The organism is uncultured Winogradskyella sp., from assembly GCF_947495255.1.
Classification (GTDB): domain Bacteria; phylum Bacteroidota; class Bacteroidia; order Flavobacteriales; family Flavobacteriaceae; genus Winogradskyella.
Genome location: NZ_CANLYI010000002.1, coordinates 437,417 through 455,196 on the forward strand (window position 1 = coordinate 437,417; position 17,780 = coordinate 455,196).

The 17,780-nt window shown below is 31.7% G+C and carries 12 protein-coding genes and 2 tRNA genes; 7 read left to right on the plus strand and 7 right to left on the minus strand.

Annotation, left to right across the window (positions count from 1 at the left end):
* Complete coding sequence (locus Q0807_RS04605) at positions 1-2,991, minus strand: SusC/RagA family TonB-linked outer membrane protein (RefSeq protein ID WP_299106903.1); 2,991 nt, start codon at positions 2,989-2,991, stop codon at positions 1-3.
* 404 nt (positions 2,992-3,395) lie between these two features.
* Between Q0807_RS04605 and Q0807_RS04610 the strand changes: the two genes are divergently transcribed.
* The gene (locus tag Q0807_RS04610) at positions 3,396-5,018 is read left to right on the plus strand and encodes a DUF6377 domain-containing protein (protein ID WP_299106905.1); all 1,623 of its coding nucleotides are present in this window, start codon (positions 3,396-3,398) and stop codon (positions 5,016-5,018) included.
* Positions 5,019-5,275: 257 nt separating this feature from the next.
* Here Q0807_RS04610 and Q0807_RS18920 read toward each other — a convergent pair whose 3' ends face one another.
* The 5 genes from Q0807_RS18920 to mutS all read right to left on the minus strand — a co-directional run bounded on the left by Q0807_RS18920 (position 5,276) and on the right by mutS (position 9,716).
* Positions 5,276-5,563 carry a transposase gene (locus Q0807_RS18920; RefSeq protein ID WP_367180234.1) on the minus strand — a complete coding sequence of 96 codons (288 nt, stop codon included), beginning with the start codon at positions 5,561-5,563 and terminating at the stop codon, positions 5,276-5,278.
* Positions 5,564-5,676: 113 nt separating this feature from the next.
* On the minus strand, positions 5,677-5,784 hold the full coding sequence (locus Q0807_RS18925) for a transposase (RefSeq protein WP_367180236.1): 108 nt from the start codon (positions 5,782-5,784) through the stop codon (positions 5,677-5,679).
* Between the two features lie 1,017 nt (positions 5,785-6,801).
* Positions 6,802-6,888 (minus strand) — tRNA-Leu (locus tag Q0807_RS04615).
* 48 nt (positions 6,889-6,936) lie between these two features.
* Positions 6,937-7,008 (minus strand) — tRNA-Gly (locus Q0807_RS04620).
* Positions 7,009-7,103: 95 nt separating this feature from the next.
* On the minus strand, positions 7,104-9,716 hold the full coding sequence (gene mutS, locus Q0807_RS04625) for a DNA mismatch repair protein MutS (protein WP_299106907.1): 2,613 nt from the start codon (positions 9,714-9,716) through the stop codon (positions 7,104-7,106).
* A gap of 317 nt (positions 9,717-10,033) precedes the next feature.
* On the opposite strand from mutS, the gene Q0807_RS04630 reads away from it, so the two are divergent.
* From Q0807_RS04630 to Q0807_RS04640, 3 genes are read left to right on the plus strand one after another with little or no spacing between them, the layout of a single operon-like run.
* Positions 10,034-10,564, plus strand: a complete 531-nt coding sequence (locus Q0807_RS04630; protein ID WP_299106910.1) for an RNA methyltransferase — start codon at positions 10,034-10,036, stop codon at positions 10,562-10,564.
* Positions 10,561-11,343 (plus strand): hypothetical protein, encoded by a 783-nt coding sequence (locus Q0807_RS04635; protein ID WP_299106913.1) that lies wholly within the window; start codon positions 10,561-10,563, stop codon positions 11,341-11,343. Before Q0807_RS04630 ends, Q0807_RS04635 begins: the two co-directional genes overlap by 4 nt.
* Before the next feature lie 23 nt (positions 11,344-11,366).
* Complete coding sequence (locus tag Q0807_RS04640) at positions 11,367-12,023, plus strand: trans-aconitate 2-methyltransferase (RefSeq protein ID WP_299106916.1); 657 nt, start codon at positions 11,367-11,369, stop codon at positions 12,021-12,023.
* A gap of 20 nt (positions 12,024-12,043) precedes the next feature.
* Here the strand turns inward: Q0807_RS04640 and folK are convergent, their stop codons facing one another.
* On the minus strand, positions 12,044-13,192 hold the full coding sequence (gene folK, locus Q0807_RS04645; protein ID WP_299106920.1) for a 2-amino-4-hydroxy-6-hydroxymethyldihydropteridine diphosphokinase: 1,149 nt from the start codon (positions 13,190-13,192) through the stop codon (positions 12,044-12,046).
* A 71-nt stretch (positions 13,193-13,263) separates the two neighbouring features.
* Between folK and Q0807_RS04650 the strand changes: the two genes are divergently transcribed.
* The 3 genes from Q0807_RS04650 to Q0807_RS04660 all read left to right on the plus strand — a co-directional run bounded on the left by Q0807_RS04650 (position 13,264) and on the right by Q0807_RS04660 (position 17,722).
* Positions 13,264-13,968 (plus strand): queuosine precursor transporter, encoded by a 705-nt coding sequence (locus Q0807_RS04650; RefSeq protein ID WP_115817816.1) that lies wholly within the window; start codon positions 13,264-13,266, stop codon positions 13,966-13,968.
* A gap of 110 nt (positions 13,969-14,078) precedes the next feature.
* Entirely contained in the window at positions 14,079-16,742 is a 2,664-nt protein-coding gene (locus Q0807_RS04655) for an AsmA-like C-terminal region-containing protein (protein WP_115817815.1), read from the plus strand.
* 116 nt (positions 16,743-16,858) lie between these two features.
* A complete protein-coding gene (locus tag Q0807_RS04660) occupies positions 16,859-17,722 on the plus strand; it encodes an RNA polymerase sigma factor RpoD/SigA (protein ID WP_299106927.1) in 864 nt (287 codons plus the stop codon).
* The last annotated feature ends 58 nt before the right edge of the window (positions 17,723-17,780 follow it).

A 17,780-nucleotide genomic window follows, 5' to 3' on the forward strand; every position in this document is an offset into this window, starting at 1 on the left:
TTAATTTAATTTCACATCTAAACTAATAACAAAGCTTCGTGTACGTGGATAGATACCATTATCACCACCAAAGCCATTACCACCAGAGAAGTTGAGTTCGGGATCAATTCCTGAATAATCGGTGATTAATAATAAGTTGTTTCCTGTAACAGATATACGTACAGAATCTAAATATTTTAAGTCTTCAAAATTGAATGTATACCCAGCAGTTAAGTTTTCTAGTCTTAAGAAAGAACCATCTTCTAACCAAAGATCAGATCCGTATTGAGATGTATAAATACCTAAATCAACAGCACTTTCTAACACATTTGATCTTCCTATATTTTCTAAATAACTTAAGCTAGATTTTAAACTATTGTAAATTTTGTTTCCTCCAGAACCTCTCCATAACATTGATACATCAAAATTCTTATATCTAAATGTTGGATTAAAAGCATAAGAATAAGTTGGTAAAGCAGAACCTTGAAGCATACGATCTGGACTTTGATTTCCTTGATCTATAGTATTATCATTATTAACATCTAGAACGGTTTCGGAATTAGAATCATCTTTACCTGTATGATGCAGTATATTAAAAGTACCTATTGGCTGACCTTCTATTAAATAAGAACTTGGTCCCCAAGGAACATAGTTGGTGTTTAGTGGAACTCCGTTAATGCTACCACTTAGTTTTTTTACTTCATTTTTTAAGAATGACACATTACCTGCTAACGTTAAGGTCATATCATCTTTATCAATTAAATCGTAAGCTAGAGAAACTTCCAAACCTTGATTTAAAATACTGCCAACATTTGCTTTAATTGTACTATAAGGATAAGGTGGCTGTGGTACTGTATAATCAAATAAAAGATTATCTGTAGTTGCTGTATAGGCATCAATTGTTCCTCGTAAACGACCTTCAATCGCTGCGAAGTCTACACCAATATTTGTTTGTTTTTTAGTTTCCCAACGTAAATCTGCATTAGCATTTTGTACAACATTGAAGTTTGTAATTTGCTGACCTCCAAAATAAGTTACGCCAGAACCACCAACTAACGATAATGAGTTTTGAGGATATAAACCTTGCTGATTACCTGTTACACCATATCCAACTCTAAATTTAAGCGCATCAAAAATAGTTTGATTCGCCATAAAAGACTCTTGGTCTATTTGCCATGCCACTGAAGCTGATGGAAAATTGCCCCATTTATTATTAACACCAAATACAGAAGATCCATCACGTCTTAAACTTGCTGTAAATAAGTAGCGATCTAAATAAGAATAATTAACACGACCTAAAAATGAAACTAAAGTTCGGTCATTTTTATACGAAGAAACATCACCAGGTCTTACAGCAGACAAATCTCCTAATTGCAATGCATTGTATGTAGCGATGTCGTTAATAAACCCTCTAGCTTGAGCAAAATTTCCTTGATAGGTTTGATTTTGCCACTCATATAAGGCTAAAGCATTAATACTATGATCCCCAAATATCTTTTTGTAAGAGAGACTAATGTTCATTAGTTTCTCATTTTGTTTACTATTACTTATGTTAGCAAAACCATTTTGATCAATAGCATTTGCACTTGTAGATTTCACAGGAAGATAAAAGCCATTTGTGTTATTAGTTTTACGCCAGCTACCAAACCAACCTAAAGTTAAACCTTTATATACATCCAAATCGGCTTTTAAACTACCAAACAAATTATCTTGTTGACCTTCGTTAACAACCGTTTGAGCTACTGCATAAGGATTGAGATATTGAAAAACGTTTGGATCATTAAAATAGTTACCATCTACATCATATATTGGATCTGTAGGACGCATTAAGTAAGCATTGGTAATTAAATTAGAAGTAAACGAAGCACGACCTATACTCTGAACCGTTCCTGTATTTTCAACAATACCACTGTTAAGACTATATGTTAGTGTTAAATTATTATCTAAAGCCTTTTGAGTTGCAGTAATACTACCAATATATTTTTTGTTATTTGAGTTTATCACCACACCATCTTGAAGAATTGCACTTACTGATGCACGATAATTAAATTTGTTTGTACCACCTCCAAATGATAGTGTATGACTTTGGGTAGAACCATTTTGAGTTAATAAGTTATACCAATCGGTATTTGAACCATGATTTGCAGAAGCTGGTACTCCAGAGAGTTGTGCTTGCGTCCACCATTGATTGGCATTTAACATATTTAACTTTTTTGGAATAAAGTCTACAGAGGCATTACCTGAATATTCTACACTAGTGCTACCTATCCTATTTTTCTTTGTAGTTACTATAATAACACCTGCTGCTCCTCTAGATCCATAAACTGCTGTTGCAGATGCATCCTTTAATATATCGATGCTTGCTATTTCACTAGGTGGAATTTGGTTTAACAAATCCATATTACCTTGTATGCCATTTACAACAACCAAAGGGTCATTACCACCAATTAAAGAAGAAATACCTCTAATACGTACGTTTGGTGCGGAACCAGGTTCACTACCTGTTTGATTAATAACCACACCAGCAGCCTTACCTGTAATTAACTGTAAAGGATTTGTTATAGCTCCCTTATTCATATCTTTCGCTGAGACTGAAGCCACAGCTCCCGTAACATCCTTACGCTTAGTAGACCCATATCCCACTACAACAACTTCACTTAGTGTACTATTGTCTAGTTCTAACTGAATAACTCCTAGGCTTTCAGATGCTAAAACTTCTTTGTCTTTATAACCTAAATAACTAATAATTAACACAGATGACTTATTGGCAACTGGAATACTAAAATTACCATCAAAATCAGCTGCAACTCCGTTGCTAGTGCCTTTTTCAATAATATTTGCACCTAATAAAGGAATTCCATTTTCATCAATAACCCGACCCTTAATGATAAGATCTTGATTTTGTAACGTATAATACCTGTAATTTTTTTCAGATAATAGAATTCCATTATTAGTATCTGAAAATGCGTAAGCATAACTACTGAACAATACCATCAATAAATAGAATGACATAATAGTTTGGTTTAAAAACCTTTTTTTATTAATTACAGGTTCTTTTTTCATAAGTCTAAGCATGAGTTAGTTTCAATTTAGTTTGATAGATTAACTGTTTGTTATTAAAATCGATACATCAGTACAAATTCCTTAACAGTATGTTAACATTTTCAAAATTAGCCCCAATAACGTCTTTATAAAAAGCTAATAATTAAAAATCAAGAAAAAATAATTATAAAAAAATCATAATATACTAATAATCAATTGTATAAAAATTAAAATTCTGCTTAAGAATCAATACTAATTTTTGAAAAATCAAGATTAATATTCAACGATATCATAATTAAAGTGGATAATTTTGATATATTCGTAAATATTTCTATTAAATTTTTAAGGATTAACAATTAACACTAAGCTGTTTTATGAGGTATATTCTAATTTTTTGTTTTCTAATTGTTATCAATAGTTCTGCCGCTCAGAATAATGCAATCCTTCAAGAACTAGAAAATACAATTGAGAAAAGAGACATCTTCATTAAAGAGAAATATAAAAGAATTGAATTAATTAAAAAAGATTTAGACAGGTATCAATATAGAGGAGATAATAAAAACACATACAACTCCTACTTATCTCTTTTTAAAGAATACAAATCTTTTCAGTATGATTCTGCTTATAATTTTTTAGAAAAAGCCAAATCTTTATCTACTAAGTTAAATGACCCTATAAAACTATCTCAAACAAAAATTAAAGAAGGATTTGTTCTTTTATCTTCAGGTCTTTTTAAGGAAGCTATAGACACATTAAATAGTGTTGATCCAAAACAACTCTCAGATAAATTCAAATACGAGTACTATGCAGTAAAATCTAGAACTTTTTATGATTTGGCTGATTATGTTGGTGATAGTCGTTTTAGTTCTAATTATATAGAAAAAGGGATCTTTTTTTTAAATAAAGCCTTAGAATATGTTGAGCCTAAATCGAGCAATTATTGGAATACTGAAAGCTTAAAGAGATTAAAAAGTAACAATTGGAAAAGCGCTGAAGAAGCCTTTAATTATTGGATTGACAACTATGAATTATCACCAGAAGAATATGCTATAGCTAGCTCTTCCCTCGCCTATGTATATGCAGTACAAAACAAAGAAGAAAAGCACATAAAATACTTAGCATTAGCAGCTATAGCAGATATAAAAGGAGGCATAAAGGAAACCGTTGCTCTTCGTAATTTAGCTAGTGAACTTTTTAAACAAGGAGACCTTAAAAAGGCAAATAGATTCATCAGCTTAGCCATGGAAGATGCTGCATTTTACAATGCACGTCACAGAAAGGTTGAGATATCTGCAATTTTACCAATTATTGAAAAAGCTCAAATCCAAAAAACAGAAAAGCAAAAGCGTACACTTCAACAAATCGTTATAGCATTATCTATACTAGCGCTTTTAGTTGTTATTTCATTAATTATAATATTTAAACAATTAAGATTGCGAAATGCATCTAAACGTATTTTAGCAGATTCAAACAAAAAATTGCAAGAGCTAAATAGTAATTTAAAAGAAGCTGATACCATTAAACAAGAATATATTACATATTTCTTGAAAGTTTCATCTGGGTTTATTAACCGAATTGATAATCTTCAAAAAAATATTCTACAAAAAATAATAGCAAATAAGCCTGAGGAGGTTATGCTGATCTTAAAAAAATATAGTGTGAAAAAAGCACGGCAGCAATTATTTGCACAATTCGACGAAGTCTTCTTAAAGCTATTTCCGACGTTCAAAGAAGATTATTACAAGTTATTTCCAGAAAGTGAAAAAGTCTTACCAAACAACGATAGTTCATTAAATAATGAGCTACGGATTTTTGCACTCTATCGTTTAGGTGTTCAAGACAGTAACCAAGTAGCAGACTTTTTGGAGTTATCGGTAGCTACAATTTATTCTTATAAAACAAGAATAAAAAATCGATCAAATTATAAAGACACCTTTGAAGAAAAAATAATGGATATTAAACAATTTGAAAGTAAAAAGAATACTCTTTTCAATTAAAACAAAAACATTATGAGGTTTTAAGATTACTAGTTTATGCAAAAGTTAAAGATTTATATTTGACTTTAACTATCTAAAGAAGAACAAAAAAATTGATTCATAAACAAATAATAGGTAGTGTAATTTAAACTATGTCCGGTTCATTTTTATCCATTCCAAAATCATTCGAAACTTGTTTTCGACTGATTTTGGAATGCGACCTAGCGTCAGCGACACGTTTTGGTTGGATTCTACCGATATCCAAATCAATCCTGTCCTCAAAGACAATATATAATTGCTGAATAGTCGAACTCCAATTTTACAGTGGGCTCGTCCGCTTTTTTTTGTATATGAATCGTTGCCTGATAGACCAGCTTTAGAAGTACCTTATCATTGGCGAAACCACCTTTGGTCTTGGTTACTTTTCTTACTTGTCTGTGATAGCCTTCAACGGCGTTTGTAGTACAAATGATTTTTCTAATTGGCGCGGTAAACTTCAAGTATTGAAATATATGTTCCCAATTGTTTTGCCAACTTTGGATTACCACGGGATATTTAGCACCCATTTTTCTTTTAACTTTATAAGCTCATTTTCTGCTACACCTTTGTTTGTCTATCTATAGAATAGTTTAAGGTCTCGCATAAACGCTTTTTGATCTTTTGAGGTCTGTATTTTTAATCAATTGCGAATTTGATGGACTATGCACAACTGAACTTCTGCTTTAGGGAGCACACTTAGTATAGCACTGGTAAATTCTTTCAAATTATCGGTACAAGCTATTAAGATATCTTAAAACTTTGTATTTTTCAAACCTATCAGCACCTGTAACCAAAATTTCCACACTCGTTCTCGGATAAGTAAACTCTAGTATTACCTTCTGTCTCTTTTTATTTATTCCAATATATTATAAATTGCTTTGTTTAAGATCTTACAATCTATCTCGATCCCAAATGCATCGCATCCAGCCAGACGATACATTAGAGCGACTCTAGAGGACGGTTCTGTCAAGCTTTTACTCAGGTAAGATCAGGCCTCCCTGGCTCGTACATCACTTTTGTATAGGAAGAGATGTCACGATAGCCCACCCCTAATCCATAAAGATCAATGATTTAGTCCGATAGGTTATCTACCAAAATATTTTGGAGATTCTTTACTAACCCTAGTTCAAAGATTCATTGGCGATCTTGCGGAGTCTCGATATCGAAACTGTCAAACCCGCTCTTAATGGTTTTCTTGCCATTGCCTTTGCGCTTGTTTCCCTTTATCCAGATAGCCTTACATCTCGGATTCTAGGGCTTTTTCTGTAAAATTCTTGATGGTCTTTTATTGTCATAATATCTGATTAAAATTGAACTAAAATTTTTAATCAGACTGAGTTCAATTTACACTCACAAATAATATCAAATAACACAATTTTGTGTAACATCCTGATACAGCTATACGTAATTAATAATAATAAAGTTATATTATTAAGCACTCTAGAACTACTTTCAATAATTCTTAATATCAATTCAACTATACTAATATCAGTATTGTCAGTTAAAAGAAAACAACAAGGCTTTGTGCCTATTCTGTAAACTTTGCGATGAAAAACCATTCAATTTCTTGAAAGGCTCGGTTTTAATAGAAGAAGAAACTGAAATCATACTAGCCTCCTATGAGTTATGAGATTTACCCTATTCATTTAACATCAAACAAGACCATCGACTATCATTTTAAATTAAATCAATGAAAATATTTAAAATGTTGTACCTATGTTGTACCTAAACAAAAAAAGCCTTTGCAGGAAATCCTGCAAAGGCTTGGTACTGAAGACGGGACTTGAACCCGTACGTCCTAATGGACATTGGATTTTAAGTCCAACGTGTCTACCAATTCCACCACTTCAGCATCTTGATTACAACAATGCAATCAAATTGGTATATTATATAAAAATAGAGCGAAAGATGGGATTTGAACCCACGACCTCCACCTTGGCAAGGTGATGCTCTACCCCTGAGCTACTTTCGCAGTTTTTAAAGAACTATTTCGCTTTCAAAGCGGATGCAAATTTAAAATATTTCTTAGAACATCAAAGCCTTTTTCTAAAATAAATTAAAAAAAATTTACGCGTCCTTTTTCTTGATCAGCATTCGCTTAATTTCATTGAGTTTCATTAAAGCTTCTACAGGCGTAAGTGTATCAATATCAGTGTGTAAAATCTCATCTTTTATTTCTATCAATAAAGGGTCATCCAAATTAAAGAAACTCAATTGTAAATCGTCTTTTATACTTTTTACCTTATCTGTTAGTTCTTCACTAGAATGTGACTTCTCTAATTTAGATAAAATTTTGTTTGCACGTCTAATGACTTGTTGTGGCATTCCTGCCATTTTTGCAACATGAATACCAAAACTATGCTCACTTCCGCCTTCAACTAGCTTTCTAACAAAAAGCACGTTATCTTTTAATTCCTTTACAGCAACATTAAAGTTTTTAATACGACCAAAAGTTTCAGTCATTTCATTTAACTCATGGTAATGCGTAGCAAATAATGTTTTTGGTTTAGATGGATGCTCGTGTAAATACTCACTAATTGCCCAAGCAATAGAAATACCATCATAAGTACTCGTTCCTCTTCCTATTTCATCTAACAACACCAAACTTCGGTCTGAAATATTATTAAGAATAGAAGCCGTCTCATTCATCTCTACCATAAAAGTAGATTCTCCCATCGAAATGTTATCACTTGCTCCTACTCTAGTAAAAATCTTATCCACTAAACCAATTCTAGCTTCACCTGCTGGCACAAAACTTCCAATCTGTGCTAGTAATACAATTAAAGCCGTTTGCCTTAAAATTGCCGACTTACCAGACATGTTTGGACCAGTGATCATAATTATTTGCTGAGACTCTCTGTCTAGAAACAAATCGTTAGCAATATAAGGTTCTCCTATTGGTAATTGTTTTTCAATGACTGGATGACGACCATCCTTTATTTCTAAATCAAAACTATCATCAATTTGTGGATAGGTATATTTATTCGCTTTTGCCAAACTTGCAAAACCACATAAACAATCTAATTGCCCAATGAGTTGTGCATTTTGTTGCACCGAAATAATAAACTGATGCATCCACTGCACCAATTCTGCAAATAATTGTTGCTCAATAACAGAAATTCGTTCTTCGGCTCCTAATATTTTAGATTCGTATTCTTTAAGTTCTTCAGTAATGTATCGCTCAGCATTTACAAGTGTTTGCTTTCTAATCCATTCTTCCGGAACCTTATCCTTATGAGAGTTTCTAACTTCAATATAATAGCCAAAAACGTTGTTTGAAGCTATTTTCAACGATGTGATACCAGTTCGTTCACTTTCGCGCTTCAACATATTATCTAAATATGTTTTTCCAGATTGCGACAAACCTCTTAATTCATCCAATTCTTCAGAAAAACCTGTTGCAATGGTGCTACCTTTTAAAATGTTTACGGGTGCATCTTCATTTAAAGTTTCCTTTATTTTATCACGTAGCAAATCACAGCGATGTAAATTATCACCCAAAACTTTTAACGCTTCGTTATCGCAAGTTTCAGCAACTGACTTAATAGGAACAATAGCTTCTAATGAGTTTTTAAGCTGAATCACTTCACGTGGACTCACTTTAGTCGTAGCAATTTTTGAAATGAGACGTTCTATGTCTCCAATATGTTTTATTTGTCCTTGAATATCTTGAAGCACAGTTTCATTCTCTAACAAATACTTCACCACTTCGTGACGTTGTTTTATTTTCTCAGCATGTTTTAGCGGCAGTGCCAACCAACGTTTTAACATACGTCCTCCCATTGCAGAAATCGTTTTATCAATCACGTTGATTAACGTTACTGCATTTGCGTTAGTTGAATTATACAACTCTAAATTTCGAATGGTGAATTTATCCATCCACACATAATCATCTGTTGCAATTCTTGAAATAGTTGCAATATGTTCTAGCTTATTATGACGCGTTTCTCCTAAATAATGAAGCACAACACCCGAAGCGATAATCCCTTCGTATAAATCTTCAATTCCAAAACCTTTTAATGTTTTAGTGTTGAAATGTTTGGTTAAGGTTTCATTGGCATAATCGGCTTGAAATACCCAATCTTCCAAATAAAACGTATGAAAATCATTTCCGAAAGCTTCAGAAAACACTTTTCGGCTTTGTTTTGAAATTAAAACTTCACTTGGATTAAAATTCTGAAGTAACTTATCAATATACTCAGCATTGCCTTGAGAGGTTAAAAATTCACCTGTTGAAATATCTAAAAACGCCACTCCAATACGTTGCTTGTCAAAATAAACAGCTGCTAAAAAGTTATTAGATTTTGAATGTAAAATATCATCATTAAAAGCCACTCCAGGTGTTACCAATTCTGTAACACCACGTTTTACAATAGTTTTGGTTTGCTTTGGGTCTTCTAACTGGTCGCAAATTGCAACACGCTCACCTGCTCTTACCAATTTTGGCAAATAAGTATTTAAAGAATGATGCGGAAAACCAGCTAATTCAATTTCGCTTTCACTACCAGCTCCACGTTTGGTTAAAATAATATCTAGAATTTTAGATGCCTTTACAGCATCGCTACCAAAGGTTTCGTAAAAATCACCAACTCGGAATAATAATAAGGCATCAGGATATTTAACCTTGATGGCATTATACTGCTTCATTAATGGTGTTACTTTTTTTGCGGATTTTGCCAATGGTAATCTCGTATTAAGTTATATTTTTGCTTAGACTATTTTCAGAATTGCAAGTTTGCTAAATTACTTATATTTTGAGTTTTTTTGAAGCCGAAAAACTAGAAGTTATTTACAAGTGTTGATAACGGCGCGCCAACTGACCTAGCTGGTTTTAAAAACCTAGCAGGTCTCATAAAATAAAAAAACACCCCTAAAGTCCCCTCAAGGGGACAATTGTTAAAAATATCTTTCTGATTTTTTTAACCGCAACAGTGAGACTGTCCCCTTGAGGGGACTTTAGGGGTGTTTCAAAATTTAATTAAAAAAATTAAGTACAGTTGAAAAGAAAACTAAAAAACGAAGAATTAGACCGATTAGAAGTTTCAGAATTTAAAGAAGCGAAAAAGACACCTATCATTATTATTCTAGATAATATTAGAAGTCTCAATAATATTGGCTCTGTGTTTAGAACAAGTGACGCTTTTTTAATAGAAAAGATTTATCTCTGCGGTATCACGGCACAGCCACCACATAACGATATTAGGAAAACCGCCTTAGGAAGTACAGAAACCGTCGATTGGGAATATGCAGAAAACACCTTAGACGTTGTTGAAAAGCTTAAAGCAGAAGACGTAAACATTTGCTCAATTGAACAAGCCGAAAACGCAACCATGCTCAATGATTTTAAACCTCAATCCAACAAAAAATATGCTTTTGTTTTTGGTAACGAAGTTAAAGGTGTAGACCAAAACGTAGTTGACGAAAGTGATGTAGTCATTGAAATTCCGCAATATGGAACTAAGCACTCCTTAAATATCTCCGTGAGTTGTGGTGTTGTTATTTGGGATATTTTTAGTAAAATCAAATGAAAAAATCAATCATATTATCTCTTCTTTTTATTTCAATACAATATTGTTTTTCTCAAAACAAACAATCAAAAAATGGAATCAAAAGAATCCTATTAACAGAAATGACTAGAGAATTATATTCTGACGGAAATTATTACACTTCACTAACAGAAACGAATGAAACTTTTTATGATAAAAAAGGTAAAAAACTTAAAACTGTTAGAATAACTTATGAAAAATCTAAGCCAAAAAGCAAAAACACCACAACATATCATTACAGCAGTAATAAAAAAGTAGACTATTCAATTTCATTTTTAGACGAAGATTCAGTCTCTTTTAAAACATATTATTCTTATCGTGACAACCTTTTAGTTAAAAGATATTTTAACTATATAAAGAATCAAAAAGAATCCAAATTTGAAGAAGTATATAATTATAATAAAAATCACAAATTAATCTCTAGCAATTACGTTTACTATGAAAAATATACAGACTCTAACTTAGATGATTATATCACTTTTTTTAAATTAAACGAAAAATATGATAAAAAAGAGAGAACGATTGAGATGGATTATTCGGAATCTGACAGTATTTATAAGCACAATAGGTTTATATACAAATGGAAAAGAAACGGTGTTTTATCATTTAATAAAGAATATGATGTAAATAATAAATTAATAAGTAAAACACACTTTAATTATCTATTTAATGATAGAAATCACTGGACAGTAAAAAAAGCTTTCAAAAATAAATCCTTGCATAAAACTAGTTACAGAGAGATTGAGTATTATCAATTGTAAATTTTTTTAACAACTATAGACAAATGCAAAAAAAGACCAAGAAACCTTGGCCTACAAAAGATGCGATGCAGCAAATCTATGACATGCATCTTTGGGGCGGAAAAGACTTTGACTTTTACTCAGGTGATGGTTCTCATAACATTAAAATTGTTGAACCTTACCTACATAGTGTTTCTACGTTTTTAAAAACACATAACAATTCTCTTACCGTTTGCGATTTAGGTTGTGGTGATTTCAATATTGGAAAACAACTCGCTAAACATACCAAAAACTATATTGGAATTGATATAGTTGAAAATCTCATTGAAAGAAACAAAACATTATTTAAAGATAAAAACTTAGAGTTTCATTGTTTAGATATTGTCGAAAATGAATTACCAAAAGCAGATTGTATTGTTCTAAGACAGGTTTTACAACACTTATCTAATACTGAAATCTTAAAAGTGGTTGAAAAACTATCCAATTATAAATACATCATTCTCACCGAACACTTACCCGTTGGTAATTTTGAACCAAATAAAGATATTATTTCTGGTCAAGGGATTAGAATCAAAAAAAATAGTGGTGTTAACTTATTGGAAGCGCCTTTTAATTTGAAAATTGAAGAACAGAAAATTTTGAATGAAACTATTCTGGAAGACCATAAAGGTATAATCGTCACAACTATTTATACTTTATAAACATCTATTTCAGAATACTCTTACTGCTTACTGCCAACTGAAGCATCATTTATCTCACTCAGCAACCACAAATAATCAGCACGATTCTTAACAAAATCTTTTTCTGAAACATCAATAATCTTAACATTCATTTCAGGCTGACTTTTTAAGAATTCAAGATAACCAGAATTGATTTTATCTAAATAATCGTCTTTTATATCCTTTTCGTAATTGCGTCCTCGTTTTTTAATATTAGCTTGTAAACGTTCAGTATTTTGATATAAGTAAACGTATAAATCTGGCTTTGCAATATCCTTATAAACTTGGTAGAATAGTTTGCGGTACAAACGAAATTCATCTTCTGGTAAGGTCACTTTAGAGAATATGAGCGACTTATTTACATCATAATCACTTACCATAAAATCTTTAAACAAATCTAATTGCGATAAATCGTCACTAATTTGTTGATAACGGTCTGCTAAAAAAGACATTTCTAATGTAAACGCATAGCGTTCTGGCTCTTTGTAGAATTTTGGTAAAAACGGATTATCTGCAAATCGCTCTAATATCAATTTAGCATTAAAATCGCTAGAAATCTTATTAGACAAACTTGTTTTCCCTGCACCAATGTTGCCTTCTATTGCAATGTAATTATAGTTATTAAACGTGTAAGATTTCTTAGGATTTTTCAACCAAATATTTACGTGCTCAATTACAGAACTATCATTACATTCCACCAATAAGGTTTCAATAGATTTATTTAAAACAGGATGTTTTAAGTCCTTTGCAACATCCAAAAGCGGTTGCAAAACAAATTTGCGATTTTGAAGCTGTGGATGCGGAAGAATCAAGGTTTTCTCTTCGATAATTTCGTCTTCAAAAAACAAAATATCTAAATCTATTTCGCGAGACTCATAACCTTTGCTTATTTTTGATTTCCTACCTAATTCAACCTCAATAGCCTGTAGTTCTCTGAGCACCTTTTTAGGTTTAAATTCCGTTACAACACTAATACAAGCGTTATAAAAATCATCGCCTTCAAATCCAAAAGCTGGTGTTTTATAAACTTTAGAAATCTTTTTTACAGCACCTATATGTACAAAAATAGCATCAATAGCAGATTGCAAATACTGCAACTTGTTGCCTTTGTTACTTCCTAATGCTATGTGAATTGTTTTAGTCGGTTTCATCGAAGGAACAAAATAACTAAAACAATTTTTATAACTTTACCTTTACTTAAACTATTTATTAACCATTTTCAATGTCACTAAAAGACAAGCTATTAGCACAACGTATTTACCTCTTACTTGGTGGCCTTTTTATAACCTCTCTCGTAGTTTCAAATTTAATCTTTCAAAAATTCTTTTATTGGCATCCTTTCGATGTAGAGATTTTTGGTTCAAAATTATTTGAAATCTCTGTTGGTATTTTACCGTATCCTATTACGTTTCTTATTACAGATTTAATTAGTGAGATTTATGGTAAAAAACGCGCTAACGATATTGTGGTTGTTGGTATTTTTGCATCGCTATTTTCACTTTTAATTGTATATACAGCTTCAAATGTACCAGCTACTGAATGGTCTTATGTAGACAACACAATGTTTAATACCGTTTTTGGTAATACGTCTTTAGCCGTTTTTGCTAGTATGCTAACGTATTTATTTGCTCAGTTTGTAGATATTCAAATCTATCATTTCTGGAAACGATTAACCAAAGGCAAACATTTGTGGCTGAGGAATAATTTTTCTACTTGGTTTTCTCAATTTGTTGACACTTTTACTATTGTCACGTTACTTTGTAGTTTCGGAATTATAGATTGGGCCAATTTTAAAGGCTTACTAATTAGTGGCTTTTTATTTAAAGTTATAGTCGCCTTGTTAGATACACCATTTTTATACTTAGGTGTGTATTTATTTAGAAAACGTTTCAAACTAAAAGTAAATGAGGAAATAAATTTACTATAACGATTAAACAAAACATTAAAATCTTCTTAAACTTGACAACAATAGCAACTTTTATGCGGAATTTTGCGTATATATAAAAGACGCTGTTTTAAAAAACACAAAAAGACCTTATGAAGAAATTTTTAAAAATTATTGGAATCGTTTTACTCATATTTATTGCGATTCTTATAGCTATACCTTTTGCTTTAGAATCTAAAATCGATACGATTGTTCAGAATTATGCAGATGAAAATTTAAATGCCGAATTATCCTTCGATGACATCAATTTAAGCCTTATCAGTAGCTTTCCGAAAGCAGAAGTTAGCGTTGAAAATTTAAAAATCACCAATCGTGCACCTTTTGAAGGTGAAACTTTAGCAACAGCAAAATCGTTATCTTTTGAAATGGGTGTAATGCAGTTATTAAAAGGAACTGAAGACCCATTAGAAATTAACGAAATTATCGCAGACGAGCTTCTTTTGGTTATTAAAACCAATAAAACAGGTGCTGTAAACTATGATATAGTAAAAGAAAGTGAAACAGATGCTGCACCTACAGAAACAGAAAGTTCTGGTGGTTTTAGTTTTGACATTGACAACTACGAGCTTAATAATAGTGCGTTTACTTATATTGATGACACTTCTAATTTAACCTTCTATTTAACAGAAATCAACCATAAAGGAACAGGAATTTTCTCTGGTGAAAAATCTGAATTAGACACCAACACAGAGGCAAATGTGACATTTGCTATGGATAGTACTGAATATTTAAGCAACAACAGTATTAAATTAGATGCGCTAATCGATTTAGACCTAGAGCAACAGAAATATACCTTCAAAGAAAACAAAGCCTACATCAATGCATTGCCTTTAGAGTTTGATGGATATGTTCAATTGGTTGAAGCTGGCCAGCAAATAGACATCACCTTTAAGAATCCAGAAGCTTCGTTTAAAGATTTCTTAGCCGTAATACCAAAGGCTTACGCAAAAGATATTGCAAATGTAAATACTACCGGAAATTTTACAGTCAACGGAATTATTAAAGGTTTGGTTTCAGAGGAAACGATTCCAACTTTAGACATCAATTTAAATTCAAGTAATGCATCTTTTAAATATCCTGACCTTCCAAAGAGCGTTAGAAATATTACAATTGATGCTTCTGTAAAAAACACAACAGGAAACGTTGACGATACTTTTGTAAATATTGATAAACTTAATTTTCAGATTGATGAAGATGTTTTTAAGTCTGAAATTCATGTTAAAAACCTAACTAAAAACCAGCAAATTGATGCTAAATTAGATGGTGTTTTAAATTTAGCGAACATCACAAAAGCGTATCCAGTAGAATTAGAAAATGAGTTGAGTGGTATTTTAAAAGGAAACATCAATACGTCTTTTGATATGAATGCGATTGAAACAAATGCTTATCAACGCATTAAAAATGTTGGTAGTGTTTCTATTTCAGATTTTATATTCTCTTCTGAAGATATTGTAAACCCTATTCAAATTAACAAAGCCGATTTAGCCTTTAAGCCAGGAACGGTAAGTTTGAACAGTTTTGATGCTTTAACAGGAAAAAGTGATTTTTCAGCCACAGGAACTATTAATAATTTATTAGGTTTTCTATTAAGCGACAAAAAACTTGAAGGTAATTTTAATGTAAATTCTAATACGTTTGCGATTTCAGATTTTATGTCTGAGGACGAAACAGCTACAGAATCATCTAATAAAACGACTTCAGAATCAGAATCACTTAAAATTCCAGATTTTTTAGATTGTACTATAACAGCCAACGCAAAAACTGTTATTTATGACAATCTCAACTTGAAGAATGTAAAAGGTCAATTATTAATAAAAGACCAAAATGCGAATCTAAAAAATATGACCACAGATATTTTTAATGGTCAATTAGGAATTTCTGGTAATGTCTCTACTAAAGCAGCCAAACCTGCTTTTGACATGAGTTTAGCGATGCAAAACTTCGATATTTCGCAATCATTTAAAGATTTAGATATGTTGAAGGCCTTAGCGCCAATTGCAAAAGTGCTTCAAGGAAAATTAAACTCTACAATAGATGTTAGCGGATTTTTAGACGAAAGCTTTTCACCTGATTTAAGTTCAATTTCTGGTAGTGCAATCGCTGATATTTTAACTAATAATATAGATGCTGCAAATAGCCCGTTGCTTTCAAGCTTAGATAGTAAATTAAGTTTTATAGATTTTAGTAAACTAGATTTAAAAGACCTTAAAACAAAATTAAGCTTTGAGAATGGACAAGTTTCTGTAAAACCATTTACTGTTAATTATAAAGACATACCAATTGTAGTGTCTGGATCTCATAGTTTTTCGAATTCAATGAATTATAGTGCTGTTTTTCAAGTACCAGCTAAATATTTAGGAAGTGATGTCAATCGTTTAATTGGAAAGATTAATGATAATGAAGTAAATAAACTTACTGTACCTGTTACGGCAAATATTGGTGGCACTTTTACAAGTCCTATTATACAAACAGATTTAACGTCTGGTGTTTCAAACTTAACGAAGCAATTAATTGAAATTGAAAAACAAAAATTAATTAACACAGGAAAAGATAAGGTTACCGATTTAATTGGTGGACTTTTAGGAGGAAACTCAAACACGACTAAAACAGATTCTACTACGACCACAATAGAAGACACAACTAAGCAAACAGCAGAAGATAAAGTTAAAGAAGGTGTAGGAAATATTTTGGGCGGACTCTTAGGCGGAAAGAAGAAATCAAAGGACACAAAAGCACAAGACTCAACTAAAAATTAACCGTTTATCGTCAAAAACAGCTTTTTTTCGTCAATATGTGTTAATAAACATACAATTATTTGGAAATCTAATTTATTAGGTTACATTGAAGGTTCACTAAATTTTAAATAGGATATATGAGGCAGTTAAAAATCACCAAGCAGGTTACCAACAGAGAAGACAAATCTTTAGATAAGTACTTACAGGACATCAGTAAGATTCCGTTGATAACAGCTGATGAAGAAGTGGAACTAGCACAGCTCATCAGAAAAGGTGATCAAGCAGCATTAGACAAATTAACAACAGCCAACTTAAGGTTTGTTGTATCTGTTGCAAAACAATACCAAAACCAAGGTTTAAAATTACCAGATTTAATTAATGAAGGTAACGCAGGTTTAGTAAAAGCAGCAAAACGTTTTGATGAAACTAGAGGTTTTAAGTTTATTTCTTATGCTGTATGGTGGATTAGACAAGCAATTTTACAAGCATTAGCAGAGCAATCTCGTATTGTACGTTTACCTTTAAATAAAATTGGTACTATTAATAAGATTAATAAAGCCTTTTCTCATTTAGAGCAAATAAACCAAAGACCTCCAAATGCGGACGAAATCGCACGTGAGTTAGATATTAGCGAACGTGAGGTAAAACAGTCTATGAAAAACTCTGGACGTCACTTATCAATGGATGCTCCATTAAAAGATGGCGAAACGTTTAGTTTATATGATGTTGTTAGTTCTGGTGAATCACCAAGACCTGATATGGCCTTAATGAAAGAGTCTTTAAACACTGAAGTTGAACGTGCTTTAGAAACACTTACTCAAAAGGAAAGTGACGTTATTCGTTTAAATTTTGGAATCGGAGATCAGCCACCAATGACACTAGAAGAAATTGGAAGCATATATGATTTAACGAGAGAACGTGTAAGACAAATTAGAGAAAAAGGTATTAGAAGATTAAGACATGCTAGTAAGAGTAAAATCTTAAAAACATACTTAGGCTAAAAATAAATATCTAAAAACTTGAATTAATTTTTTATTCTCAAATAGTTAGTATATATTT

Excerpts from the sequence above, each read along its gene's own strand:
- Q0807_RS04605 (WP_299106903.1), bottom strand. The coding sequence starts at position 2,991 with ATGTCATTCTATTTATTGATGGTATTGTTCAGTAGTTATGCTTACGCA.
- Q0807_RS04610 (WP_299106905.1), top strand. The coding sequence starts at position 3,396 with ATGAGGTATATTCTAATTTTTTGTTTTCTAATTGTTATCAATAGTTCT.
- Q0807_RS18920 (WP_367180234.1), bottom strand. The coding sequence starts at position 5,563 with ATGGGTGCTAAATATCCCGTGGTAATCCAAAGTTGGCAAAACAATTGG.
- Q0807_RS04635 (WP_299106913.1), top strand. The coding sequence starts at position 10,561 with ATGAAAAAATCAATCATATTATCTCTTCTTTTTATTTCAATACAATAT.
- Q0807_RS04640 (WP_299106916.1), top strand. The coding sequence starts at position 11,367 with ATGCAAAAAAAGACCAAGAAACCTTGGCCTACAAAAGATGCGATGCAG.
- folK (WP_299106920.1), bottom strand. The coding sequence starts at position 13,192 with ATGAAACCGACTAAAACAATTCACATAGCATTAGGAAGTAACAAAGGC.
- Q0807_RS04650 (WP_115817816.1), top strand. The coding sequence starts at position 13,264 with ATGTCACTAAAAGACAAGCTATTAGCACAACGTATTTACCTCTTACTT.
- Q0807_RS04655 (WP_115817815.1), top strand. The coding sequence starts at position 14,079 with ATGAAGAAATTTTTAAAAATTATTGGAATCGTTTTACTCATATTTATT.
- Q0807_RS04660 (WP_299106927.1), top strand. The coding sequence starts at position 16,859 with ATGAGGCAGTTAAAAATCACCAAGCAGGTTACCAACAGAGAAGACAAA.